Annotated in this window: 19 protein-coding genes; 8 read left to right on the top strand and 11 right to left on the bottom strand. The window is 72.3% G+C overall.

The window, feature by feature from the left end; all coding sequences use genetic code 11:
- The first annotated feature begins 21 nt into the window (after positions 1 to 21).
- Complete coding sequence (locus FMEAI12_RS23895; RefSeq protein WP_041253694.1) at positions 22 to 1491, top strand: sensor histidine kinase; 1470 nt, start codon at positions 22 to 24, stop codon at positions 1489 to 1491.
- A 471-nt stretch (positions 1492 to 1962) separates the two neighbouring features.
- Here FMEAI12_RS23895 and FMEAI12_RS23890 read toward each other — a convergent pair whose 3' ends face one another.
- Positions 1963 to 2211: a WhiB family transcriptional regulator gene (locus FMEAI12_RS23890; protein ID WP_018502284.1), complete on the bottom strand. Its 249-nt coding sequence runs from the start codon at positions 2209 to 2211 to the stop codon at positions 1963 to 1965.
- A gap of 670 nt (positions 2212 to 2881) precedes the next feature.
- Here FMEAI12_RS23890 and FMEAI12_RS23885 point away from each other — a divergent pair.
- A complete protein-coding gene (locus FMEAI12_RS23885; RefSeq protein WP_112107928.1) occupies positions 2882 to 3874 on the top strand; it encodes a glycerophosphodiester phosphodiesterase in 993 nt (330 codons plus the stop codon).
- Positions 3875 to 3963: 89 nt separating this feature from the next.
- Here FMEAI12_RS23885 and FMEAI12_RS23880 read toward each other — a convergent pair whose 3' ends face one another.
- Positions 3964 to 5061 carry a diacylglycerol kinase family protein gene (locus FMEAI12_RS23880; protein ID WP_112107919.1) on the bottom strand — a complete coding sequence of 366 codons (1098 nt, stop codon included), beginning with the start codon at positions 5059 to 5061 and terminating at the stop codon, positions 3964 to 3966.
- A 141-nt stretch (positions 5062 to 5202) separates the two neighbouring features.
- On the opposite strand from FMEAI12_RS23880, the gene FMEAI12_RS23875 reads away from it, so the two are divergent.
- Complete coding sequence (locus FMEAI12_RS23875) at positions 5203 to 5643, top strand: hypothetical protein (protein ID WP_071059380.1); 441 nt, start codon at positions 5203 to 5205, stop codon at positions 5641 to 5643.
- Between the two features lie 274 nt (positions 5644 to 5917).
- Here FMEAI12_RS23875 and FMEAI12_RS23870 read toward each other — a convergent pair whose 3' ends face one another.
- The 4 genes from FMEAI12_RS23870 to sodN form a co-directional block, all read right to left on the bottom strand.
- Entirely contained in the window at positions 5918 to 7003 is a 1086-nt protein-coding gene (locus FMEAI12_RS23870) for an RNA polymerase sigma factor SigF (RefSeq protein WP_083390624.1), read from the bottom strand.
- Positions 7000 to 7536, bottom strand: coding sequence for an anti-sigma factor (locus FMEAI12_RS23865; protein ID WP_018502289.1), 537 nt, complete (start codon positions 7534 to 7536; stop codon positions 7000 to 7002). The genes FMEAI12_RS23870 and FMEAI12_RS23865 overlap by 4 nt, the downstream gene beginning before the upstream one ends.
- A gap of 550 nt (positions 7537 to 8086) precedes the next feature.
- The gene (locus FMEAI12_RS23860; protein WP_112107918.1) at positions 8087 to 8599 is read right to left on the bottom strand and encodes a GNAT family N-acetyltransferase; all 513 of its coding nucleotides are present in this window, start codon (positions 8597 to 8599) and stop codon (positions 8087 to 8089) included.
- Positions 8600 to 8763: 164 nt separating this feature from the next.
- Entirely contained in the window at positions 8764 to 9162 is a 399-nt protein-coding gene (sodN, locus tag FMEAI12_RS23855; RefSeq protein ID WP_018502291.1) for a superoxide dismutase, Ni, read from the bottom strand.
- Positions 9163 to 9314: 152 nt separating this feature from the next.
- Here sodN and FMEAI12_RS23850 point away from each other — a divergent pair, with 152 nt between their 5' ends.
- A complete protein-coding gene (locus FMEAI12_RS23850) occupies positions 9315 to 9650 on the top strand; it encodes a S24/S26 family peptidase (protein ID WP_112107917.1) in 336 nt (111 codons plus the stop codon).
- 21 nt (positions 9651 to 9671) lie between these two features.
- Here the strand turns inward: FMEAI12_RS23850 and FMEAI12_RS23845 are convergent, their stop codons facing one another.
- A complete protein-coding gene (locus tag FMEAI12_RS23845) occupies positions 9672 to 10295 on the bottom strand; it encodes a dTDP-4-dehydrorhamnose 3,5-epimerase family protein (RefSeq protein WP_018502293.1) in 624 nt (207 codons plus the stop codon).
- A gap of 1049 nt (positions 10296 to 11344) precedes the next feature.
- Here FMEAI12_RS23845 and FMEAI12_RS23840 point away from each other — a divergent pair.
- The gene (locus tag FMEAI12_RS23840) at positions 11345 to 12619 is read left to right on the top strand and encodes an NADP-dependent malic enzyme (RefSeq protein ID WP_112107916.1); all 1275 of its coding nucleotides are present in this window, start codon (positions 11345 to 11347) and stop codon (positions 12617 to 12619) included.
- Between the two features lie 152 nt (positions 12620 to 12771).
- On the opposite strand, the gene FMEAI12_RS38570 is transcribed toward FMEAI12_RS23840, so the two are convergent.
- Entirely contained in the window at positions 12772 to 12915 is a 144-nt protein-coding gene (locus FMEAI12_RS38570; RefSeq protein ID WP_198145458.1) for a hypothetical protein, read from the bottom strand.
- 393 nt (positions 12916 to 13308) lie between these two features.
- Between FMEAI12_RS38570 and FMEAI12_RS23830 the strand changes: the two genes are divergently transcribed.
- The gene (locus FMEAI12_RS23830) at positions 13309 to 14283 is read left to right on the top strand and encodes a zinc-binding dehydrogenase (RefSeq protein WP_112107915.1); all 975 of its coding nucleotides are present in this window, start codon (positions 13309 to 13311) and stop codon (positions 14281 to 14283) included.
- A gap of 162 nt (positions 14284 to 14445) precedes the next feature.
- The gene (locus FMEAI12_RS23825) at positions 14446 to 16497 is read left to right on the top strand and encodes a serine/threonine-protein kinase (protein WP_112107914.1); all 2052 of its coding nucleotides are present in this window, start codon (positions 14446 to 14448) and stop codon (positions 16495 to 16497) included.
- Positions 16498 to 16541: 44 nt separating this feature from the next.
- Here the strand turns inward: FMEAI12_RS23825 and FMEAI12_RS23820 are convergent, their stop codons facing one another.
- Together FMEAI12_RS23820 and FMEAI12_RS23815 are read right to left on the bottom strand one after the other, a co-directional pair.
- Entirely contained in the window at positions 16542 to 16721 is a 180-nt protein-coding gene (locus FMEAI12_RS23820) for a DUF6104 family protein (protein ID WP_018502297.1), read from the bottom strand.
- 144 nt (positions 16722 to 16865) lie between these two features.
- Positions 16866 to 20588 (bottom strand): multifunctional oxoglutarate decarboxylase/oxoglutarate dehydrogenase thiamine pyrophosphate-binding subunit/dihydrolipoyllysine-residue succinyltransferase subunit, encoded by a 3723-nt coding sequence (locus FMEAI12_RS23815; protein WP_112107913.1) that lies wholly within the window; start codon positions 20586 to 20588, stop codon positions 16866 to 16868.
- Positions 20589 to 21017: 429 nt separating this feature from the next.
- Here FMEAI12_RS23815 and FMEAI12_RS23810 point away from each other — a divergent pair, with 429 nt between their 5' ends.
- Positions 21018 to 23153, top strand: a complete 2136-nt coding sequence (locus tag FMEAI12_RS23810; RefSeq protein ID WP_112107912.1) for a hydantoinase/oxoprolinase family protein — start codon at positions 21018 to 21020, stop codon at positions 23151 to 23153.
- Between the two features lie 269 nt (positions 23154 to 23422).
- On the opposite strand, the gene FMEAI12_RS23805 is transcribed toward FMEAI12_RS23810, so the two are convergent.
- Entirely contained in the window at positions 23423 to 24433 is a 1011-nt protein-coding gene (locus FMEAI12_RS23805) for a thiamine-phosphate kinase (RefSeq protein WP_112107927.1), read from the bottom strand.
- Positions 24434 to 24569 lie beyond the last annotated feature (136 nt).

Below are 24569 nucleotides of genomic sequence, written 5' to 3'. Positions count from 1 at the left end.
GCGTCTGGCAGTCTGCGTCCCGTGGGAACCCTCGCCGACGCCCTGCGAGCGAGCACCGATCTCAGCGGCGACGACATCGACCATCTCCATGCGCTCGTCGCGGACTGGGCCCTGCTCGCCGATCTGTCCTTCGCGGACCTGCTGCTGCTTGTCCCGGTGCGGTCCGGCTCGGTGCGGGCGGGGCACGCCGGCGGCATGGAGTTCCAGGTCGTCGCGCAGGTACGTCCCACGACCGGACCCACCGCGTATCACAACGACGAGGTCGGCAGCGTCGTCATCAACCGGTGGGTCGTGCAGAACGCCTGGCGCGAGCACCGGATCGCGCGGGAGGGTGAGCCTGAGTGGGACGGCGGGGTGCCGGTGCGCACCGAGGCGATCCCGGTGCGCCACGGCGACCGGGTGATCGCCGTCCTGGCCCGGGACACCAACCTCGCGACGACCCGGACGCCGAGCGCGCTGGAGTCCGCCTACCTGCAGGGCGCGAACAACCTGGCCCTGATGATCGCCGAGGGTGCGTTCCCGTTCCGGGGCAGCTCCGCCGAGCTGCCCGAGGCGCCGCGGGTCGGTGACGGCATGATGCGCCTCGACGGCGCCGGCAAGGTGATCTTCGCCAGCCCGAACGCGCTGTCGGCGTACCGCCGGCTCGGCCACACCGGGAACGTCACCGGTGAGGACCTGCGCACCGTGCACCGCGCGCTCAACCTGCCGGCCACGACACCCGCGGTCTGGCACGCGATCAGCCGGCGCCGGCCGGTCGAGGTCGAGATCGAGGTGGGCAGCACGGTCGTGCTGCTGCGGGCCATCCCGCTCTTCCCCGGCGCGATCCGCGAGGTGCTGGTCCTCGTCCGCGACGTCTCGGAGCTGCGGCGCCGGGAGGCCCAGCTGCTGAGCAAGGACGCGACGATCCGGGAGATCCACCACCGGGTCAAGAACAACCTGCAGACCGTGGCGGCGCTGCTGCGCCTGCAGATGCGCCGGACGAAGGCGGACGAGGCCCGCGACGCGCTGCGCGAGTCGGTGCGCCGGGTGACCTCGATCGCCGTCGTCCACGAGACGCTCTCCCAGACGCTGGGGGAGTCCGTCCCGTTCGACGAGATCGCCGACCAGATCACCTCGGTGACCGTCGACCTCGCGTCGACCGGGACCCGCGCGACGACCAGGCGGATCGGGTCGTTCGGCCGGCTTTCGGGCGAACTCGCCACGCCGTTGGCCCTTGTGCTCTCGGAACTTCTGCAGAATGCTGTCGAACATGCGTTCGATGGATCGTCGGGAGCGATCGAGCTCCGCGTGCGGCGCGCCGAGGACCGCCTCGACGTCGTGGTCGCCGACGACGGCGCCGGCCTGCCGGACGACTTCCAGCTCGAGCACTCACCCCGACTCGGGCTGCAGATCGTCCGTCAGCTGGTGCTGGGCGAGATGCGCGGGACCATCCGGCTGCAGGCCGGTCCGGCACGAGGGACCGAGGCGCTCCTGTCGATCCCACTTTCTTGAAGTTGTGTGTTTGGGCCTCGCTGGCGCGGGTATGCAGGCCAATGTGTCCTCTGTTCACGACCCGCGTACGGCGGTCGTGTCGTCGCCGCAGGGCGGTCGTGGCGCATCGGGCGCCGCCGATGGTGCCGGCGGGGAGGCCGAGTACCCCGAAGGGGATGCCGACCCGAAAGATTTTTCGGCCGCTCCGTCCGGGTCCGCGCAGGGGTGTGCGCCGGACCAGCGGACAGAGCGGCCGATGGTGATGCGTATCGTGAATCTCGCCTCGGGCATGCGTCGATCGACCCGCGAGCGGATGGGAACGGACCACTGCGTGGCTCCGCAGTGGACATCCGGTCCGTCCGTACGCGGACAGGCGGTTCACGATCATTGTTCGGTTGTGTGCGGCCTACCTCAGGTAGGCCTGATCGGTCCTGATGCCGACCGGCTCGATCGCGCCCAGTGTGGGGCGCCCCGGGCTTGGGTGGTCCGGACTCAGGCGGTCCGGACTCTCAGCCGCACCTGGCGCTTGAGCGTCCGACGTTCATCCTCGCTCAACCCGCCCCAGACGCCGGAATCCTGCCCGGTGTCCAGTGCCCAGTTGAGGCAGTCACTAGTGACTGCGCACCGCCTGCAGACGGCCTTCGCCTCTTCGACCTGGCGTTCTGCCGGACCGGTCGTACCGATCGGGAAGAAGAGCTCGGGGTCCTCTTCACGGCAGAGCGCTCTGTGGCGCCAGTCCATGCGTACTACTCCCTCTCTCGTCTCGGGTCACACTGCACATCAGACGCTCGGTGAGCCGCCTTGGTTGCGTCGCGTCCCAGAAGAAAATTCCGGATGTCTGATCGGGTCGCGGCGACCGGGGCTTGTGCGAGTGCATGTGTGCGGACCCAACTGCACGTGCATCCACCTCGGACATTCGCCACCCTCCCACCGGAACGGGCAGGGGCGCAAGAACCTGCATGGTCCGTCACGCCCGGTCTGGCCGCCACCTGTCCGACGGGGACACAAGCGGACCAAGGATCACCCTGCCCTACGTCGGCCGGTGGTCATCACGAGTGGATCCCGTGGTTTGTAGTACTTCGAGGCCCTTCGGATCATGTTGAATCGTTGTGGCGTAACGATGGGTCGGCTCGCCCCGCAGGGTCAAACGATGTTGGCCTGTCGGGTGATGCCGGTTAGTCATCTCGTGCTAGGCTGCCCTCTTGGTGTCGATCTGGCTGTCGCCGTGTGGAGTGGCGCGGTCGGCCGGCGTAGCACTGAGGACCACGCAGGCAACCGCGCTGACGGCGGGGCATACGACCAGCACGTGAACTGACCGCAGGTAACCGACGGCAGGTGAGTCGCGGAACACCCGACCGATCCACTCTCCACGCGGCGTGACCGCATGGAACGGACCGCGCAGGATGGGGCGATGGAGGTTCTGGGCCATCGTGGAAGCCGGACACCCGGTCCGGAGAACACGCTCGAGGCGGTAGACGCCGCGTTACGGGCAGGTGCGGACGGCGTCGAGCTCGACGTGCGCCGCAGCGCCGACGGCGACCTGGTGTGTGTGCACGACGCGCGGCTGCCGCGGTTGGGCGGTCGGGCCGTCATCCGCCGGTCGACCAGTGAGCTCGCCAGCCGTGGCATCCCACTGCTGACCGAGATGCTCGACGTCTGGGACGGCCGTGGCCGCCTCATCCTGGAGATCAAGAACCAGCCGGGCCAGCCGGATTTCGACGCTCCACGCGAGCGGACGGCCCGCGCGCTCATCGAGCTGCTGCGGGCTCGCGGGCTGCCGGGCTCCTCCGTCACCGGCGCGCACCTCGATCAGGCGACAGCGCCGGCCCCTGGTGCGCCATCCGACGTCGACCCACAGCTCGCCCAGCTGGCCGCCGGTGCGCCGCCCGGCCCCGGTACGCCATTCGCGAACGGAGCGCTTCCCTCGAACGGAGCGCTTTCCGCGACCGGCTCGGCGGGTGGGCCGGCCGGCGAATCGAGTGGGCCGGCCGGCGAATCGAGTGGGCCGGCCGGCGAATCGAGTGGGCCGAGCTCCACCGGGAACCCGGCGCCGGCAAGCCGATCTGTGTCGGGAATCACAGTCTCGTCCTTCGACTGGTTCGCGATCGAGGCGATCCGCGACGCCGGGCTCGGCGTCGCGACCGCGTTCCTCACGATGCCGCGGATGTCGGTGAGCGGCGGGGTCGCCTACGCCCGCTCGGCGGGCCACACGGAGCTGCACGCGCACGTGTCCGCCGTGCTGGGCGTGACCGACGCGGTCCCGCGCGCGCGGCGGGCCGGCCTCCGCCTCGTCACCTGGACGGTCACCGACCCGGCGACGGCGATCGAGCTGCGCGACGCCGGTGTGGACGGCGTGATCTGTGACGACCCCGTGGGCGTCGGCCAGGCGCTGCGGCGCCCCTGAGCGAGCGCTCTCAGTCGGCTCAGGAGCTTCAGTCGACTCGGTCCCGGCTCAGGTGACGACGCTCAGGAGCCTCGGGCGATTCGGTCGGGCTAGGCGATGACGCGCAGTGCCCGCGGGTGGTCGGTGAGCTCCACCAGCTCGAAGTTCCCCAGGACCTCGCCGTCCATCTGCACCGCGACCGGCTGATCGGCCCGCAGGGTCACCGCCGCCGCGTCGTGCAGCGTGACGACGTTGCGCCCCCGGGGGGTCGGCTCGTCGCCCAGCATCTGGAGCCCCGTCCGCAGCACGCTCGACAGCCTGGCGCGGCGCAGCCCCACCAGGTCGAGGCCGGTGTCGAAGGAGGCCTCCGGGCAGGCGGCGACCGGCCGGTTGTTCAGGTAGGTCCAGGGCCGGGTGTTGCAGACGATCGCGAGCGACACCTCGACGGGCTCACGGCCCTGCGCCCCGGGCTCGGAGTGGTCGACAGCCGCCCCGCCGGTCTCCCCGGTGCCGGCCGCCCCGCCGGCCTCGGTGTCCCGCGCGTCGCCGTCAGCCGCGTCGCCGTCGGGCGCGTCGCCGTCGGGCGCCGCGCGCCCGGTGGCCACCCCACCCAGGATGCCGCCCGCCGCGGTGATGCTGATCGCCGGGCCGGAGCGCCCGACCCGGCGGACGAGCTCGGCGGTCGCGCAGCGCAGGAAGAGCCCGGCGGTGCTGCGACGTCCCTTGTCACGGCGACGCTCGACCGCGGCGACCACATCGGCGTCGAGACCCATGCCGAGGCAGAAGGTGAAGTAGCGGGTCTGGTCGCCGTACCGGGCCCGGCCCACGCTCACCTGCCGGGAGCGGCCCTCGCGCAGCGCGGCAAGCAGCTCCCCGGTGGCCTCCACCGGCGACGCCGAGTACCCGAGCGCTCGGGCGAAGACGTTCGTGCTCCCGCCCGGGACGACGGCGAGTGCCGGGCCCTCGCCCGCCGGGCCGCTCTCGACCAGGCCGTTGACGATCTCGTTCACGGTGCCGTCGCCACCGAGGACGATCACCACGTCGATGCCGAGCTCGCGGGCCCGGGCACCCAGCTCCAGCCCGTGGCCGCGCCCCTTGGTGACCACCGTCTCCAGGGCGACGTCCGCGGCGAGAGCGGTGGCGAGCACGTCGCGGACCCGCTCGGTAGTGGTGGTCGCGACCGGATTGACGACCAGCAGCCCGCGCATGCCAATACGGTAGCCTGCGCAACCATTCCGGGCGTCGGCTGGGAAAACTCTCACACCGTCCGTGCGGATCCCGCGCCGTGGCGTGGGCCTCGCGGCGTGGTCCCCAGCGCCGTCGTGGCGAACGGGACGTAATCTCGGCGGATGGGTACCAACCGCGGCCCCGTCGGGGCGTCCGGCCCTGCTCCGGCACCGAGCGCGCGGGTCGTACCGCGTCCGCTGCTTGCCGCTGGCGTGCTGCTCGGCGTTGAGACGGCGGTGCTCGCGGGCCTGGGCGCGCTGCTGGTTGTCCGGGGCTTCGGTTCCGACATCGAGGACGTCGGCCGGGCGGAGACCGGTGGTGTGCTCGCTCTGGTGGGCGCGGCCTGCCTGGGCCTGGTGACCTGGGGGGTCCTGCGCGGCCGGTCCGGTTTCCGGTCGCCTGCGCTGGTGACACAGGTTCTGTGTCTCCCCGTTGCCTGGGGCCTGTTGCAGGGTGGTCTGTACGGCTATGGTGTGCCGCTGGTGGTAGTTCCGCTCGCGATCATCGTGTCCCTGGGCTTCGGCGGCGGGTACGCCAGGCCGGCCGAAGATGGCGACGCTTGATCGTGGCGGGCTGGGCGGCCGGGTGAGGAGCTGAACCGACCCGGGCCCAGGGGTCGGTTCGCCGGCAGGCTGTGCCGTGCGGCACCCGCGCCGAGCGCGGGTCGGACGGGCAGCGAACAGGACAGGCGTTGCTGGACAGGCGTTGCTGGACAGGCGTTGCTGGACAGACAGGTGCTGGACGGGCTGCTGCTGGTGAGCAGTCAGGCTCAGGCCGGGCGGTTGGCCGGGCCAGGGGCGGGGGTGCGGCCCCGGGGCGTACCGAATGCTGGTCGGCTCAGCCGTCTTCCAGTAGCCCGCGGCGGAGCTGGGCCAGTGTGCGGGCCAACAGCCGGGACACGTGCATCTGCGAGATGCCGAGCTCGTTCGCGATCTGCGACTGGGTCATGTTGCCGAAGAAGCGGAGCAGCAGGATGCGCTTCTCCCGCGGGGGAAGCTTCTCCAACAGCGGCTTGAGGGACTCGCGGTACTCCACGCCCTCCAGCGACTCGTCCTGCACCCCCAGGGTGTCGGCGACGGCCGGAGCCTCGTCGTCCCCGGAGTCGGGCGCGTCCAGCGAGACGGCCGAGTAGGCGTTCGCCGACTCGAGGCCCTCGAGGACCTCTTCCTCGCTCATCTCCAGGTGACGGGCGATCTCGCTGACCGTCGGCGAGCGGCCCAGCGACTGGGACAGCTCGGAGGTCGCCTTCGTCAGCGAGAGCTTGAGCTCCTGGAGCCGACGGGGCACCCGGATCGCCCAGCCCTTGTCGCGGAAGTGCCGCTTGATCTCCCCGACGATGGTCGGGGTCGCGTAGGTCGAGAACTCGACCCCGCGCTCCGGGTCGAACCGGTCGACGGACTTGATCAGCCCGATGGTCGCGACCTGCACCAGATCGTCGAGCGGCTCGCCGCGGTTTCGGAACCGCCGGGCGAGGTACTCGACGAGGGGAAGGTGCATGCGGACGAGCTGGTCGCGCAGGGCGGCCCGTTCCGGATCTCCCTCGGGCAGCGACACCAGCCGGACGAACAGCGCGCGGGCCCGGATCCGATCCGGCGACCCGGCGCCGTGCCCGGACGCGCCGGAGCGGGAGCCCGCACCGGCGGCGTCGACGGCCTCGTCGGGCTGGGCCTGCTCGCCCACGGCCGAGGCGGGCGGCGGACCACCGTGCTCGGCGCCAGGCCCGGATCCGCGTTCGGCCAGGCCGTCGGCCTCGTGCGCCGTCCCGGTGATCCCGCCGACGTCGGGGCCGGCGGTGTCAGCGCTGGCGATGTCAGCGCTGGTGATGTCGCCGGCACCGCGCTGGCTGAGTGCCGCGACCGGGTCGCCCGCGCGGTTCGTGGGGACCGTACGAGGGGTGGTGGGTGTTCTGCCGGCTGAAGTCACGACGTGCCTACCGTGTCGCCGAGGGCCGCTGTGGAGGCCGCGCCGGAGCCGCGGACGTGCCCGGCCGGGGGCTCACCCAGGTCGGCCCGGACACCGCGGCGCTTCTGGAGGGCGATGCTTACCCGGGAGCCCGGACCGGTCGAGCTGGAGACGTCGCCGGCCAGCGCGGTCAGCACCGTCCAGGCGAACGTCTCGGTGGAGGGCGGCTCGCCGTCGAGGCTCTCGACGGTTACCAGGACTTTCATGACGCCGGGCTCGAGGGCGAACCTGCATTCCAGCGACGAGCCGGGAACGGCGGAGACGAGCAGCAGCGCGCACGCCTCGTCCACCGCGATCCGGAGATCCTCGATGTCGTCGAGGGTGAAGTCCAGCCGGGCCGCGAGCGACGCGGTGGCCGTCCGCAGGACGGTCAGATAGGCGCTCGCGGCGGGCAGGGTGAGCTGGACGACGTCGTGCGGGCCGCCGCCGTGGGTGGCCTCGCCCGAGGTGCCGCCGGAGTTCTCCGCGCCGCCGGTCGAAGGCGTCGGATTCACGTTCCTACCCCCAAGAGCCCGGGTCGTGCGAGGAAGGTCCTCGTCGATGATGTCGGTCTTCGTGCCTTTGTGTCGGGTGTTTCCGCCACCGGGTGTCGCTCGTTCGTGGATCTCGATCTGGCTGGGTCTGGCTCGGGTTCCGTCCCGTGATCGGTGCCTTGCTGTTGCCGGTGTCTTGCGGTCGCCGGCGCTGCGAGGCGGGTTTCCCGCGACCCGTGGTGTTGCGTCCGTTTCCGGACGACACTCCGGTGCCGGCGCCTGCCCGATCCATCGGGGCGTTACTCCGATGATGGCCCTGCCGAGGAGGTCCGACTCGCGTGGGCCCCGTCGTTCACCACCGTACCCAGCCCGCCTGGGGTATCGCAGGTCGGGTGATCAGAAGAGGGCGCCGAAGGCCCGACTGGTCGCGGATGGCCGCTTCCTGCCCGGCCACCTGGGTGTTCTCGGCGCCGGGCACGGCCGACCAGGTGGCCGCGGGCGGCCGGGGTGCCGGTGCGGAGGTCAGGTGACAGTGACCTTCAGGGCACGGTTTCAGCCGGGAAGGCGCACGTCAGGTAACGCTGTCGTGATGTGGGCGGGGGCCTGCCAGCGTGTCGATCGCGCGGGCGTCCAGCCGCCAGGTGGTCCACTCCGAGGTGGGTGCCGCCCCCACCGACCGGTAGAAGGCGTGCGCGGGGGTGTTCCAGTCCAGGACGGCCCATTCCAGCCGCAGGTAGCCGCGCCGCCCGCAGATCCGGGCGAGCTCGGTCAGCAGCTCCCGGCCGTGCCCGGCGCGGCGGTGCTCGGGCCGGACGAACAGGTCGATCAGGTACATCCCGCTTTTCCCCGTCCAGGTGGAGAAGGTCGGGTGCCACATCGCGAAGCCCACAACGTCGGCCACGTCGCCGGCCGGGTTCGGCGACCCCGCCACCAGGCAGTGCGCCGCGGGTGGGTCGCCGAACAGGGCCATGGTGAGGTCGTCGGCGGTCATCGCGACCGCGTCCGGCTCGCGCTCGTAGGCGGCGAGGCCGCGGACCAGGGCGAGGACGGCTTCGACGTCCCCGTGCCGGGCAGGTCTGATCATGTCCGCTCCCGGGATGTGATCATTTAGATCCCCGGTGGACGGGATCACAGGCGCTCGCCCCACCGGCCGACGGGACACCCGACCCACACACAAAACCGGGCGCCCCCGCCGGGATGGCACTCGGCCACCCGGGGGAACGCCCGGCCCTACCTGTCGCCCGAGTCTCAGGCGGCGGCCTTCGTCTCCCAGAAGATCGTGGAGATCTCGTCGATCAGGTCCAGGAGCTTCTGGCCCTGTGTCGGGTCGACCGAGCCCTTGGCGCCGGCCGCGCCGGCTGCCTTGGTGGCCTGCCAGAACAGGTCATGCAGCTGGGGGTACTTCTCGAGGTGGTTCGGCTTGAAGTAGTCGGTCCAGAGCACCCAGAGGTGGTGCTTGACCAGCTCGGCGCGCTCCTCCTTGATGACGAGCGCCCGGGCCCGGAACTCCGGGTCCGTGTTGGCCTGGTACTTCTCCTGGATGGCCTTGACCGACTGGGCCTCGACCTTCGCCTGGGCCGGGTCGTAGACGCCGCAGGGCAGGTCACAGTGGGCACTGACGCTGATCGCGGGATGCAGCAGGCTCATGCCGCCGTCCTCTCTGTATCGCCTCGGGTCTGTCGCCCAGGGGCGGCCGCGTCCGCGCCGGGCGGGTCGGCCCTGGGTGGTTGCGATCGCGGGACGTGGATCGCGAGTAGGAGTCCGCGGACCAGTTTCCCGCCTTCTGGCAACCTACCCCCGTGAGGCCACGTGTTTCCGTGCGGGCGGTCGCTGTCCGCGGCGAGTCGATGCAACCAACCCTGAACGACGGCGACACATGCCTCGTGCTGTGGGGCGCGTCACCCAGACCGGGTGACGTGGTGGTGGCGCGGCTGCCCGAGCGCGGGCTGGGGGTCAAACGGGCCGAGTTCACCGACCCGGACGGATCCTGGTGGCTGCGCTCGGACAACGTGCGCACCGGCACCGACAGCGCGACGTTCGGGATGATCCCGGCCGGCGACGTCCTCGGTCGGGTCGTGGCGCGGTACTGGCCGCGCCCGCGTGCACTGCGCCGCAGCCGGCCACCCCGGGCGTGAGCCGCCCGGGCGGGCGGCGGGTCAGCCGCGGCTCGCGCCGGTGCTCAGCGGCCGCAGCGAGTCGTAGAACGCCCGGCAGTCGGCGTAGGTGGGGAGCAGGCCCGCCGCCGCGGCCTGGCTCAGTGTCGGCGCGGCGGTGTCCTTCTCCGACAGCAGCGGGGTCAGCTCGGCCGGCCACGGCAGGGCCAGGTCGGGATCGAGCGGGTTGATCCCGAACTCGCGCTCCGGCGTGTACGGCGTGGAGCACAGATAGGTGATCGCGGCGCCGTCCGTCAACGCCATGAAGGCATGCCCGAGCCCCTCGGAGACATAGAGGCCCCGCCGGTCGACGTCGTCGAGCAGGACGGCCGCATGCGACCCGAAGGTCGGCGAACCGACCCGGATGTCGACGACACAGTCCAGCACGCGGCCGCTGACACAGGTGACGTACTTTGCCTGGCTGGGCGGCACCTGGGCGTAGTGCACGCCGCGCAGCGTTCCCGCCCGGCTGACACTGGCGTTCGCCTGGGCGAGTTCAAGCCGGTGCCCGGTCACCGATTCCAGCGCGTCGACGCGGAACCATTCGAGGAATGTTCCGCGCGGGTCGGAGTGCTGGCGAGGGGTGAACAACCAGGCATCGGCGATCGGCAGCTCGGTTACCTCCACGACAACGCACGCTACTAGGTTGGGCGCGGCGATTCCCGGTCAGCCTCGTCGCCTGCCGTGTGCCGTCGGTGGACGTCCCGCTTCGACTGGTTGACATCAGGATCAGCCTGACACGCGGGGCTTCCGCTCTGTGAGATGACGGTCGGCGGATGGTGATCGCGGGCCGGCTCGAGCCGTGTTCGAAACCCCCGCGTGTCGCCTGTCGCACTCCGCAGGTCCACGGACGAACAACGCTCGCGTTTCGAGTGAATCGTCTCACGCTTTATCGGTCGTGGATGTGTCGCGAGGCACGAGATCATTGCCGTCGCGCCTGTGTGGAAACCGGCTTGAAACGCGGTGGATTCCGCACCCGGGTCGGACGATGCGGGCCGGTTTCAGGTCGTTTCCAGAAACGCAACGGCAGCTCCGGTGGCGGCCTTCCAGCGGGTCCCCGGGAGCGGACCGGCGCCGGCCCGCGTCGGCTGGCGGGCGCGGCCGGGGAGCTGATCGGCTGATCGGTAGGGTGGCCGGCGCGAGGACGTGCGGCGGCCGGCCGTCGTGTGCCCTGGCTCCCGCCGTGCCCCGGCCCTCAGGTGGGCCTGGCAGGCGGCCGGGTGTGCCGGACCTGGCGGTGCGGACTCCGGCGGCACCGCCCGTCGGAGTCGGATGGGCGACAGGTAGGGAAACACGAGGCGACAGACGGTTGTGAGCGGCGGAGGTTGGACTCATCCCGGGGAGCCCGACAAGTGCCATTACGTCACAGTTCAGCTACGTCACGGCGCCCGGGCGACGCACGCATGTTTCACGCGGATGTCATCCCGGGTTGGCCGCCGGTGAACCGGACCGGGAGGCCCGGAGCCTCGCGCGTGCCATATTGGAAGCAGCGTCGGGCCACCCCCGTCGCAGGCATGTGGCAGTCCAGCCACCTCACACGTCGAGGTGGCGCAGCAGTGCCCGCCGCCCCGCGAACGCCCGATCTTCGCCGGGGCCCCGGGAACGTCCAGCCACGTCCGGTCAGTGACACCGTTCGCCGGACGGAACCGCCGTGGCTTGTCCGAGGAGCCCCTTTCGTGACCGCAACCACAGACCACACGACCCTCGACTCGTCCCTCGCGGCCCCGACCGATGGGCCCGTCTCGCCCGCGGCACCGGTGACGTCGCCGGGGTTCGACGGGCCGAGCCCGCGCCCGTCCGACGACGACCCCGCCTTCGCGCTGCACCGGGGCGGGAAGATCGGGATCGGGCTGACCGCACCTCTGAACAACCGCGAGGACCTCTCGCTCGCCTACACCCCCGGCGTGGCCCGGGTGTGCACGGCGATCGCCGAGACGCCGGCCCTGGCCGACGAGTACACCTGGCGTTCCAACACCGTGATCGTGGTGACCGACGGAACGGCCGTCCTGGGCCTCGGTGACATCGGCCCCGCGGCCGCCCTGCCGGTCATGGAGGGCAAGGCCGCCCTCTTCAAGCACTTCGGCGGGGTCGACGCCGTGCCGATCTGCCTCGACTGCACCGACGTCGAGGAGATCGTCGACACGGTCGCCCGCCTCGCCCCGGGCTTCGGTGGCGTCAACCTCGAGGACATCTCGGCCCCCCGGTGCTTCGCGATCGAGTCGATGCTCCAGGACCGCGTCGACATCCCCGTCTTCCACGACGACCAGCATGGCACCGCGATCGTCGCGCTCGCCGCGCTGGAGAACGCCGCCCGGCTGACCGGGCGGACCCTCGGCGACCTGCGGGCCGTCGTGTCGGGCGCCGGCGCCGCCGGTGTGGCCGTCACCCGCATCCTGCTCGCCGCCGGCATCGGTGACATCGCCGTCGGCGACAGTCGCGGCATGATCTACCCCGGTCGGGACGGCCTGACGACGGTCAAGGCCGCCCTCGCCGCCGAGACGAACAAGGCCGGCCTGCGCGGCTCGATCAACGAGGCACTCGCCGGGGCGGACGTCTACCTCGGCCTCTCCGCGGGCAAGGTGCCCGAGGAGGCCGTCGCCACGATGGCGCCGGAGGCGATCGTCTTCGCGATGGCCAACCCGGACCCGGAGATCGACCCCGAGATCGCGCACAAGTACGCCCGGATCGTGGCGACCGGCCGCAGCGACTACCCGAACCAGATCAACAACGTGCTGGCCTTCCCGGGTCTGTTCCGCGGTGCGCTGGACGTCCGCGCCAGCCGGGTCACCGAGGGCATGAAGCTCGCGGCCGCCCGGGCACTCGCCGAGGTGATCGCCGACGAGCTGGCCGACGACCACATCATCCCGAGCGTCTTCGACGAGCGTGTCGCGCCCGCGGTCTCGACCGCGGTTGCCGCGGCAGCCCGCGCCGACGGAGTCGCACGCCGCTAGCACCTCCGCCGCGGCAGGGCTCGGGTCGTCCGGAGCGCTGCGGGCAGGGAAAGACAGAGCCTAACGCGACCGCCGCGGAACCTCAGAGTTCCGCGGCGGTCGCCGTTCGGAATCCGGGAGACCGCCGCCGCCCAGGAGCCCGGGGCGCCGCCTCAGACCCGGCCGCAGCCGGGGCAGGGGCGGTTCTCGCTGGCCTCGGTCAGTGGGCGCAGCGCGCCGCAGCCCTTGTAGGAGCAGCAGACGAAGTCCGCTGACGGGACGATGATCACTGGATCGCCGTCTGTCACGAGCACCACCGGCGGTTCCGGTACGGGCGCCGGCCGGCGCCGTCGCCAGCCGAACCGACGGCCGCCCCCGTCCCGGCCGCCTGCGTCCCGGCTGACTGTGTCCCGGCTGAGGGGGGCCGGCGTACTCCCCTGTGTAACCACGGGATTGAGTTCAACACATCCGGTCCGACCGCGCGACGGCCGGGCTGCCCGAAGCCTGTCAATCGGCCTGTGGTCGATCTCCCCGGCTTCCGCGGCGTGCGGCGGGATCGGGGCGAACCATGACGAAGAGCAACGGCGGCGTCGGGCGCTGTCGTATGCCGCGTTCACCGGAACCGGACACGGATCGGACACGGATCGGACCGAGCGTGGAGCGGACGGTTCGGTGGCGTTGGTGGGGAGCGTCATCCTAGGGTTACCCTCGTGCTCGCCGCCGCCGCCGTCTCCATCAACCCGGACGACCCGCTGGCCGGCCTCGTGGTCGGCGACCAGCCGGAACCGGTCGTGCCCGAGGGCTGGACCACGGTCACCGTGCGGGCCGCCGCGCTCAACCACCACGACCTGTTCAGCCTGCGCGGAGTTGGGCTGCCGCCCGAGCGCCTGCCCATGATCCTGGGCTGCGACGCGGCCGGGGTCAGCGCGGACGGCGACGAGGTGATCGTCCATGCCGTCATCGGTGACCCGGCTCGCGGGGGCGGTGACGAGACCCTGGACCCGAAGCGGACCCTGCTCTCCGAGCTGCATCCCGGCACGCTCGCGGAGCGGATCGCCGTCCCGCGGGGGAACCTTGTGCCCAAGCCGGCGGCGCTGTCGTGGGAGGAGGCGGCCTGCCTGCCCACGGCCTGGCTCACGGCGTACCGCATGGTGGTCAACCGGGCGGGCCTGCCGGCGGGTGGTGGCGGGACGCTGCTCGTCCAGGGAGCCGGTGGCGGAGTGTCCACCGCGGCCCTGGTGATCGGCAAGGCGGCCGGTCACACCGTGTTCGTCACCTCTCGGGACGAGTCCAAGCGTAGGCGGGCGCTCGAGCTCGGGGCCGATCTCGCCGTCGAGTCGGGCGCGCGCCTGCCGAAGCGCGTGGACGGAGTGATCGAGACGGTCGGGGCCGCGACCTGGTCGCACTCGGTGCGCTCACTGCGCCCGGGCGGACGGATCGTCTGCTCCGGCGCCACGAGCGGCCCGAACCCGCCGGCCGAGCTCAACCGGATCTTCTTCCTGCAGCTCTCGGTGATCGGTTCGACGATGGGCACCCGCGGCGAACTCGCGGACCTCGTCGAGCTCCTCGACCGCACCGGTACCCGCCCGCTGATCGACGACGTCCGCCCGCTCACCGACGCCCGCGCCTCGTTCGAGCGTCTCGCGGATGGCGAGGTCTTCGGGAAACTCGTTCTCACGCCGTAGCCGGTTGACCGCTCCCGGCGAGTGGGAGGACCCGGTACCTGGGCTTCTGTGGTTCTGCGCCGTTCCGCGTCCGATCTGCGACACTATGTCGTCGACCATCCCGTCCGCGCGGTGTCATGGGCGTGGACGCGGTTGCCGGCATGACGAACACGGGACGGGACATTGGCCCAACGCCTCGGTAGTGCGTACACGTTGGATTCCCTGATCGGCCGCGGCGCCATGGGTGAGGTGTGGCGCGGCCGCTCCGACGACGGGACCGTGTTCGCCTTCAAGGTGCTGCGCGCCGAGCTGGCGACCGACGAGGAGCTCGTCGCCCGCTTCCTGCGTGAGCGCTCCATCCTGCGCCGGCTCGACTCGCCCCACACGGTGCGGGTGCACGACCTTGTGGCCGAGCGCGGGCAGCTCGCGATCGTCATGGACCTCGTCGACGGATCCGACCTGCGCCGGGAGATCCGCCGCCGCCGCACCCTGGCCCCGCTGGAGGCCGTGACCGCGACGAGCGAGATCCTCCACGGCGTCGGTGCCGCCCACGAGCTCGGGATCGTCCACCGTGACCTCAAACCGGAGAACATCCTGATGGCGCGGGGCGACACCGATGCCTGGCGGGCCATGGTCACCGACTTCGGCATCGCCCGGCTGCTGGACGGCTCGACGAGCCTGACGAAGCTGTCGGGGGTGCTCGGCACCCCGCACTACATGGCACCGGAGACCATCGAGGCGGGCCGGGCCGACACCGCCGCCGACCTCTACGCCGTCGGAGTCGTCCTCTACGAGCTGCTCTGCGGGGTGAGCCCGTTCGCGGACCGCCCGCCCATCGCCGCGCTGCGCGCGCACGTCGACCTCGTGCCTGGCCGGCCACCCGGTATCCCCGAGCCGCTGTGGGACGTCGTCGCCGGCCTGCTCGAGAAGGATCCGGCTCAGCGCCCGCGGACGGCACAGGACACTGTGCGCATGCTGGCGGCGGCGGCCGAGGGGCTTGAGGGCCTGCCACCCTGGCCGGCACTGGACGTCCCGCCGGCGGGTACCCGGGTGTCGGGCCCGGCAGCGGCGGTCCTCGACACCGGGCCCACGCGGATGGGGACCCGCAAGTACGACTCGTGGGAGCAACTGGGGCCCGGTGACGAGAACCCGGCCGCAGCCGATCCGCGGCCCGCCGCCGACGCCCTGGCGGCGCCGGGACCGGAGAACGAGCCCGCACGAGCGGCTGATGCCGCGGAGGGGGCGGCCGCACGGGCCGTGAGCGGGGCGGACTCGGGAGGTGGGGCCGACCCGCCGTATCCGCGGTCGCAGCCCGGCGCGGGGCCTGAGCCGGCGTCCTCTCCGGACCCGACGTCGCGATCGGTGCCTGGGCCCGCTCCCGCGCCGCGTCCGGGGCATGCTCACTGGCCGGGGGCCTCCGCGGCCGTCCCCGCGGCGCAGTGGTGGCAGCGGTCCCCGGCGCCGCACACTCCCGTGCCGCAGTACCGACACCCGGCAGCCGGCCAGGCGTGGTCGCCCGCACCGGGCCGTCCGGCGGGTTATGTGACCTGGCCGCACTCGCCACCGCGCCGCCCGCGGTCGTTCTGGCGGCGCCCCGTGGGGATCCTCCTGCTGGTGCTGATCGTGCCGTTTGCCGGTCTGGTGGGTCTCGGGGTGGTCCTGGGGGCGATCGACGCCGTCGAGGAACGCTCGTCCGGTCCCCGGGATCCGGCCGCCGCACTGGCGGAGAACGGTTCGGACGACCCGAACGCCGAGGTCACCGTCCATCTCGCCGACAGCAGGCAACTACAGGTCCGGGGGTCGGTGGAGACCGGGCAGGCGACGGTGGGCGGTGTCGCGCAACCGCGCAGTCTGATCATCAATGCCGTCGCGTACTCCTACCACGAAGAGCCGTTGAAGGTCGGTCAGGTGGAGTTCGACCTGGGCCGGCACTTCCTGCGTTTCCAGACCACGGTCGGTCTCGCCGACGACGCCACGAGCTCGGTGAAATACCTGGTCGAGGTGCACGGTGACGGCCGCCGGCTCACGGAGTACACCCTCGGCCTCGGCGAGGCGGAGCAGGTCGACCTGGATGTGACCGGCATCCTGCGGTTGAGGCTGTCGACCACGCTCCTCGGCGAGGAGGAGACCGTCGACAGCAGCTATGCCTACTACCGCAGCAGCACCGTGTTCGGGGACGCTCGGGTGATCGGCCGACAGGGCGCCGTTCCCCCGAACCCGACAGCGACGGGCTGATCCCGGCGCGGCACGGCGCGCCGGCCTGCTCTCGGCCGGTGGCGCTAGAGGTCCGGGTCGTCGTCGGGGCGGGCCAGCCAGGTCGCGAGCTGCTCGACGGCGTCCTCGAACTGCGGGTGCAGGTCGACGAAGGTGCGCAGAGCGTCGGCGAGCGAGTCGAACGACACCGATTCCTCGCCGCGGCGGGCAGCCAGCTCCTCGATGCCCCGGTCGGTGAAGTACATGGTGGAAAGGTATCCGTCCCGACGCTGCGGCGGCCTCAACGAGGTCCGGCGGTGAGCCGGGCCCGGAGCAAGCGGGCCCGGCTCACCGCCGAATGTCTCCTGACCGGCATGCGGCCAGCGGGCACGGGTGTGCCCGCGGGGTGATCAGCCCTCGAAGGCCGCTTCGACCAGCGCGGCCTGCTCGCGCTCGTGCACCGAGGACGAGCCGCCCGCGGGGGCGGCCGCGGCCCGCCGCGAGACCCGCCGCAACCGCAGGCCGTCCGGCAGCGACTCGGGCAGGTTCAGCGCCATGTGCGGGTAGGCGCCCTGGTTCGCCGGCTCCTCCTGGACCCAGACGAGGTCGGTCACGTTCGGGTAGCGGCGCAGCAGCGCGGTGAGCTCCGGCCCGGGGGTCGGGTAGAGCTGCTCGACGCGGAGCAGGGCGAACCGCTGCGCGTCGTTGCGCTTCACCCGCGCGGCGGCCAGGTCGTAGTAGACCTTGCCGGCGGACAGGAGCACGCGCTTCACGCTGGCCGGGTCGCTGACCGCCGCGTCGTCGATGATCGGCTGCCAGGAACCGCCGGTGAGCTCCTCGACGGAGGACGCCGCCGCCTTGAGCCGCAGCATCGACTTCGGTGTGAAGACGATCAGCGGCCGGCGCACGGGCGACAACGCCTGCCGGCGCAGCAGGTGGAAGTAGCTGGCCGGGCTGGACGGCGCCGAGACGGTCATGTTGCCGTCCGCGCAGAGTGAGAGGAAGCGCTCGATGCGGGCGGAGGAGTGGTCGGGGCCCTGACCCTCGTAGCCGTGCGGGAGCAGCAGCGTCAGCGACGAGCGCTGGCCCCACTTGGCCTCACCGGCCGAGATGAACTCGTCGATGATCGACTGCGCTCCGTTGGCGAAGTCGCCGAACTGCGCCTCCCACAGCACCAGGGTGTCGGAGCGGGCCACCGAGTAGCCGTACTCGAAGCCCATCGCCGCGAACTCGGAGAGCAGCGAGTCGTAGGTGTAGAAGGTGCCCACCTGCGAGTCACCCTCCTCGCGCAGGGTGCGCAGCGGGGTGTGCTCCTCGGCGGTGTAGCGGTCGACCAGCACGGAGTGCCGCTGGCCGAACGTGCCGCGCCGGCTGTCCTGGCCGGTGAGCCGCACCGAGACGCCGTTGAGGAGCAGCGTCCCGAAGGCGATGGTCTCGGCCAGGGCCCAGTCGATGGAGGCGGTCTCGACCATCTGCGCCCGGCGCTCGATCTGCGGGCGCAGGCGCGGGTGCATGACGAACCCGTCCGGCAGGCTGACCTGGGTGTCGACGACCTTCTTGACCGCCTCGGGCGACACCGCGGTGGTGACCGCGGCGGCCGCGGCTGCTTCCGCCGGTGTGGTCACGATCCGTGGCTGCGGCGTGGGCCGGGTCGTGGTCTCCCGGGTCTCGGCGAACGCCTTCTCCAACTCGGCGCGGTAGCTCTTCATCGCATGCTCGGCCTCGTCGCGGGTGATGTCCCCACGGCCGATCAGCGCCTCGGTGTAGACCTTGCGCACCGAGCGCTTGGAGGCGATGGTGTCGTACATCAGCGGCTGGGTGAAGGACGGCTCGTCCATCTCGTTGTGGCCGCGGCGCCGGTAGCAGACGAGGTCGATGACGACGTCCTTGTTGAACTCCTGCCGGTAGGCGAAGGCCAGCGTGGCGACCCGGACGCACGCCTCGGGGTCGTCCCCGTTGACGTGGAAGATCGGCGCCTGCACCATTCGCGCCACGTCGGTGGCGTAGACCGAGGAGCGGCTGGACGTCGGCGACGTGGTGAAGCCGACCTGGTTGTTGATGACCACGTGCACGGTGCCGCCGGTGCGGTAGCCGCGCAGCTGGGAGAGGTTCAGCGTCTCGGCGACCACACCCTGGCCGGCGAACGCGGCGTCACCGTGGATCAGCACCGGCAGGACGGTGTAGCCGCTGAAGCCCTTGTCCAGCACGTCCTGCTTGGCGCGGGCCACGCCCTCGAGCACCGCGTCGACGGCTTCGAGGTGGGACGGGTTCGCCACCACCGACACGGGGACGGTGCGGCCGTCCTGGTCGGTGTAGACGCCGTCGGCACCCAGGTGGTACTTCACGTCTCCCGAGCCGTGGGCGGTCTGCGGGTCGACGTAGCCCTCGAACTCGTCGAAGATCTGCCGGTAGGACTTGCCGACGATGTTCGCCAGCACGTTGAGCCGCCCGCGGTGGGCCATGCCGATGACGACCTCGTCCATGGCGGCCTCCGCCGCCCGGCTGAGGACCTCGTCGAGCAGCGGGATCGTCGACTCGGCGCCCTCGAGGGAGAACCGGCGCTGGCCGACGTACTTCGTCTGCAGGAAGGACTCGAACGCCTCGGCGGCGCCGAGGCGCTCCAGCACGTAGAGCTGCTCGGCCGGGTCGGGCCGCTCGGCCGAGCGCTCGACCCGGGCCTGGATCCAGGTGCGCTCCGCGGGCTCCTGGATGTGCATGTACTCGATGCCGACGCGGCGGCAGTACGAGTCGCGCAGCACGCCGAGCACGTCACGCAGCGACATCGTGCGCTGGCCGGCGAACCCGCCGACGGGGAACTCCCGGTCGAGGTCCCACAGGGTCAGCCCGTGCCCGATGATGTCGAGGTCGGGGTGGCTGCGGATGGCGAACTCGAGCGGGTTCGTGTCGGCCATCAGGTGCCCGCGCACCCGGTAGGCGTGGATGAGCTCGAGTACCCGCGCGCCGTGGTCGAGGTCGCCCTCGTGGTGCGCGGAGATGTCGGGCAGCCAGCGCACCGGGACGTAGGGCACGCGCAGCGAGTGGAAGATCTCGTCGTAGAACCCGTCGGCGCCGAGCAGCAGCTCGTGAATGCGCCGCAGGTACTCTCCGGACTGCGCGCCCTGGATGATCCGGTGGTCGTACGTGCTGGTCAGAGTCATGATCTTGGAGATGGCGAGCTTCGACAGGGTCTGCTGCGACGCGCCCTGGAACTCGGCCGGGTACTCCATGGCCCCGACGCCGATGATCGTGCCCTGGCCCTCCATGAGCCGCGGGACGGAGTGCACCGTCCCGATGCCGCCGGGGTTGGTCAGGCTGATCGTGACGCCGGCGAAGTCGTCCATCGTCAGCTTGTTCGTCCGTGCACGGCGGACGAGATCCTCGTACGCCAGCCAGAACTGGCTGAAGTCGAGCGTCTCGGCCTTCTTCACGGCGGCGACGACGAGCTGGCGGCCCTTGGGCGTCACCAGGTCGATGGCGAGACCAAGGTTGACGTGCTCGGGCTGCACCAGGGTGGGCTTGCCGCCGACCTCGGCGTACGAAGCATTCATCGCCGGGTGGTCGACCAGCGCCTTGACCATGGCGTAGCCGATGACATGGGTGAAGGAGATCTTGCCGCCGCTGGACCGGGCGAGATGCCGGTTGATGACGATCCGGTTGTCGGCCAGCAGCTTCGCCGGCACGGCGCGCACGGAGGTCGCCGTCGGGATGTGCAGCGAGGTCTCCATGTTCGAGACCACCCGGGCGGACGCGCCGCGCAGCGGGGTCTGGGCCCCGGCTGCGGCGGGCCTCGCCACCGCCGGCTTCGCCACGGGCGCAGCAGCCGGCGCCGTGGCCTGGGCCTGCGCCGGAGCCGCCGCGGCTGCGGGCGCCCCCGGTGCCGGGGAGGGTGCGGAGGGCACGGGCGGGCGCGGTGAACCGGGGTCGGTGGCGGCGGCCGCCTGTCCGTCGCCGGCGACCAGTGTGCCCGCCACATGCGGGGCGGACGGGTTCGCGGGACGGTAGTCGGAGAGGAACTCACGCCATTCGGCGGAGACGCTCTCCGGGTCCTCGAGATACTGCTGGTAGATCTCGAAGACCAACCACTCGTTGGGGCCGAAGTCAGGTTCTGACGCGGGTACCGTCGGTGCTGTCACGGGGCCAATCGCCTCTATCCACGGTGTACATCTCTGCCTGTTCACAGGCCCTTCGCTACCGTCTGCTCAGGTTACCCGCTGTGGACGGACCCGCTTGAGGTGCCCTGCCGGACGTCACATCACAATTGACACCATTTGGCCGGGTCGATCGGTCGGCCGGCGTTCTCGCCGTGCCGCCCGTCGGCCGTCGGTGGCTTTCCCTGACACCAGAAGCAATGGTCAGGCCACGGACCCGGTTCGCGTCGGCCGTCCGGTGCAGAGCGCGAGGTCTTGTGACGCCCGTCCGGAGCTCCCGGTGCCAGGCTCGCGCCCGACGTTCACCGGCCGATCGGGAGGCCCGGCGCCGTCGCTCTGGGTGACTGCCTGCCGGAGGGTGGCGGGCGCGGGAGTGAGCACGTCAGGGGAGCCGTCAGAGGGGTGGAAAGCCGAGTGGTCGATCACGAGGAGTCATCCGCCGGCCGGGTCCGTCCAAGCGGCAAGATCCGCCTTGGGGTGGACGTCGGCGGCACCTTCACCGACCTGGTCGCCGTCGACCCGGACGGCGCGGTGCGGTTCGCCAAGGTTCCCTCGGTGCCCGTCGACCCGTCCGACGGAGTGCTCGCCGCCCTCACCGCCGCGGGGCTGGACGGACCACTCGTGGGCACGTTCGCCCACGGCACCACCGTCGCCACGAACGCGCTGCTGGAGCGGGCCGGTGCCCGCACGGCCCTGGTGACCACCCGCGGGTTCCGGGACGTGATCGAGATCGGCCGGCAGAACCGGCCGTCGCTCTACGACCTGACCCTCGACCGGCCGCCCGCCCTCGTCCCGCGCGAGCTGCGCTTCACCGTGGCGGAACGGTGCGGCCCGCACGGGGTGCTCGAGCCGCTGCGGGCCGCCGAGGTGGACCGGGTCGTCGAGGAGGTCGCGGCCGTCCCCGGCCTCGACGCGGTCGCCGTGTGCCTGCTGTTCTCCTTCGCCCACCCCGACCACGAACGCACCGTCGCGGCCGCCCTGCGCGCCCGGCTGCCCGGGGTCACGGTGGTGGCCTCCAGCGAGGTCCTGCCGGTCTTCCGCGAGTACGAACGGTTCACCACGGCCGTCGCCGACGCCTACCTGACCCCGCGGCTGTCGTCCTATCTGCGGGCGCTCGAGCGGCGCTGCGCCGCCCGGGACGTCACCGTCCCGATGATCATGCAGTCCTCGGGCGGGGTCACCGAGCTGGCCGAGGCGGCCGGCCACGCCGCCCGCTGCGTGCTCTCCGGGCCGGCCGGGGGAGTGGTCGGCGCCGCGTACGTGGCCGGCCTGTCCGGCGTGCGCGACCTGCTGACCTTCGACATGGGCGGCACCTCCACCGACGTGGCGCCGGTCCTCGACGGCCGCGCGCTGACCACCTCCGAGTCGGTGCTCGCCGGGGTACCGATCGTGCTGCCCACCGTGGACGTCCACTCGGTCAGCGCCGGCGGCGGGTCGATCGCCTGGGTCGACGCCGGCGGCGCGCTGCGCGTCGGCCCGCGCTCCGCCGGCGCGGACCCGGGACCGGCCTGCTACGGCCGCGGCGGCACGCGGCCCACGGTGACCGACGCCGACCTCTGCCTCGGATACCTCGCCGACGGCGCCGGGCTCGGCGGCGAGGTCACCCTCTCGCGGGCGGCGGCCGAGGCCGCGCTGGGCGCGCTGGGCGCTCCCCTCGGGCTCTCACCGGTCGAGACCGCCGCCGGGGTGGTGGCGGTCGCGGACGCCGAGATGACCCGTGCCCTGCGCGTCGTCTCCGTGGAACGCGGCCTCGACCCGCGCGAGCTCGTGCTGGTCGCCTTCGGCGGAGCCGGTGGGACGCATGCCTGCGCGCTCGCCGAGGAGCTCGGGATGACCAGGGTCCTCGTCCCGCTCGCGGCCGGCGTCCTCTCCGCGCTGGGCCTGGCGATCGGCGACGTCCGGCGTGACCACGCCCGCCCGCTGATCGGCCGTCTGGGCGAGGTCGACCTGGCGGCCGCGTTCGCCGACCTCGTCGCGAGCGCCGACCTCGCGGCAGGCGCCGGCCTGGCCGGGGGCCACGATTCCGCGGGCGCGGTCGTGCTCCAACACCGGCTGGACTGCCGCTACGTGGGGCAGTCCCACGAGCTGACCATCGACGTGGCGGAGCCCGGGGGCGGCGGCAGCGAGGCCGCGGGCGGCGGTGGTGCGGCAAGCGGCGGTGGTGCGGCGGGGGCCGGCGGGCTCGTCGACGCCGTCCGTGCTGCCTTCGAGGCCGAGCACCTGCGCCGCTACGGGCACATCGCGGCGGGCCGCGAGATCGAGACGGTGGCCGTCCGCCTGGTGGTGACCGTGCCCGGGCCCAGACCGAGACCGGTCGCCCCGCGCCCCGACCCCACGGCGCGCCGCGGCCGGCGCCGGGCCTGGACGGACGGCGCGTGGCACGAGATCGACGTGATCCCCCGGGCGGCCCTCGGACGGGGAGACACGGTGACCGGCCCGGCCGTCGTGGAGTTCGCCGAGGCGACCTGCCTGCTCCGCCGTGGTTGGACCGGCGTCGTGGACGACATCGGGACGATCGTCCTCACCCACACGACGCCGTCCGCCGTCTGAACCCGTCCGCCGTCCGCTGTCTGACGGAGTCGGGTGGGCGGCGCTGGATTGTTTGACGGGTATCCAGCGAACGGGAACAGGGTCGGGGTGTGGGCCGTTACTATGAACAGCGCCGGTCCGTATCATGGCCCCCGGACCCAAATTGAGTCGCTACGTGCGACATCGCGCCGCGAGGCGACCTGGCGGGCCGGCGCCCTAACACGTTGCGCCCCGTCCTCTCTCCAGAGGACGGGGCGCCGTCGTGTCCGGGGGTTGTCGAGCCCGCGGGCTCAGGTGGCCTGGCGGAAGTGGTCCCATCCGGTGCCCCGCCGGTAGTCGAGCCCGCCGACGAGCACCCCGTGACCCGCGCCGCGGTCATCAGGCCGGGTCCCGTCCGGGCCCACATGGGCGGGGACGGCCAGTACCCGTCCGATGACGACGCAGCCGGCCGGGAGCAGGGCGGTAGGAGCAAGGCAGGCGACCAGCGCGTGGTCGTCACCTCCAGTGAGAACCCAGGTCAGCGGATCGGCGCCCAGCACCGCGGCGGCGTCCCGGATCGGTCCGGGCACCGGCAGCGCCGTGGGGTCGATGTCGATCCACACGGCGGAGGCCGCCGCGACATGGCCGAGATCGGCGAGGAGACCGTCCGACACGTCGCACATCGCGTGCGCCCCCGCCGCCGCGAGCAGCGGGCCGAGCGCGTAGGGCGGGTGGGGCCGCCGGTGCGCGTCCACAACCTCGGCGTGCGCCCGCAGGATCTCGGGGGGGAGCTCGGTGGCGCGCAGGAGGGCGAGGCCGGCCTCGGCCCATCCGATCCGTCCCGCCAGCACCACCCGGTCGCCGGGGCGGGCGCCGTCCCGGCGGATCGGGGCTCGTCCGGCGAGGTCGCCGAGCGCGGTGATCCCCAGCACGATCCCGGCGGCCGAGCTGACGTCGCCGCCGGCCACGGACGCGCCGACCAGCGCGCACTCGTCACGCAGGCCGTCGGCGAGCTGCTCGGCCCAGGCGACGGGCAGCTCGCCGGGCGCGGCGAAACCCACCACCAGGGCGGTCGGGCGCGCGCCCATGGCGGCGACGTCGGCGAGGTTCTGCGCCGCCGCCTTGCGCCCTGTGTCGTACGCGGAGGACCAGTCGCGCCGGAAATGCCGACCCTCGACGAGCAGGTCGGTCGTGACGACCACCCGTCCGTCGGGAGCGGCCACCACCGCCGCGTCGTCACCGGGCCCGAGCAGGACGTCCGCCCCGACGGGGAGGCGTCGGGTGATCGCCCGGATCAGCCCGAACTCACCGGTCTCCGCCACCGTCGGCCCGTTGCCGGTGTTGCCGGTGTTGCCGGTGTTGCCGGTGTTGCCGGTGTTGCCGGTGTTGCCGGTGTTGCCGGTGTTGCCGGTGTTGCCGGTGTTGCCGGTGTTGCCGGTGTTGCCGGTGTTGCCGGTG

Origin of the sequence: Parafrankia sp. Ea1.12 (genome assembly GCF_900465275.1) — a bacterium.
GTDB lineage: Bacteria > Actinomycetota > Actinomycetes > Frankiales > Frankiaceae > Parafrankia > Parafrankia soli.
Note: the sequence above shows the minus strand (reverse complement) of the source record. Positions and strands in the feature narration are given on the sequence as shown.

Coding starts and splice junctions, on each gene's coding strand:
- FMEAI12_RS23890 (WP_018502284.1), bottom strand. CDS start 2,211: ATGGACTGGCGCCACAGAGCGCTCTGCCGTGAAGAGGACCCCGAGCTC.
- FMEAI12_RS23820 (WP_018502297.1), bottom strand. CDS start 16,721: ATGTACTTCACCGACCGGGGCATCGAGGAGCTGGCTGCCCGCCGCGGC.
- FMEAI12_RS23860 (WP_112107918.1), bottom strand. CDS start 8,599: ATGATCAGACCTGCCCGGCACGGGGACGTCGAAGCCGTCCTCGCCCTG.
- FMEAI12_RS23875 (WP_071059380.1), top strand. CDS start 5,203: ATGGGTACCAACCGCGGCCCCGTCGGGGCGTCCGGCCCTGCTCCGGCA.
- FMEAI12_RS23880 (WP_112107919.1), bottom strand. CDS start 5,061: ATGCGCGGGCTGCTGGTCGTCAATCCGGTCGCGACCACCACTACCGAG.
- FMEAI12_RS23885 (WP_112107928.1), top strand. CDS start 2,882: ATGGAGGTTCTGGGCCATCGTGGAAGCCGGACACCCGGTCCGGAGAAC.
- sodN (WP_018502291.1), bottom strand. CDS start 9,162: ATGAGCCTGCTGCATCCCGCGATCAGCGTCAGTGCCCACTGTGACCTG.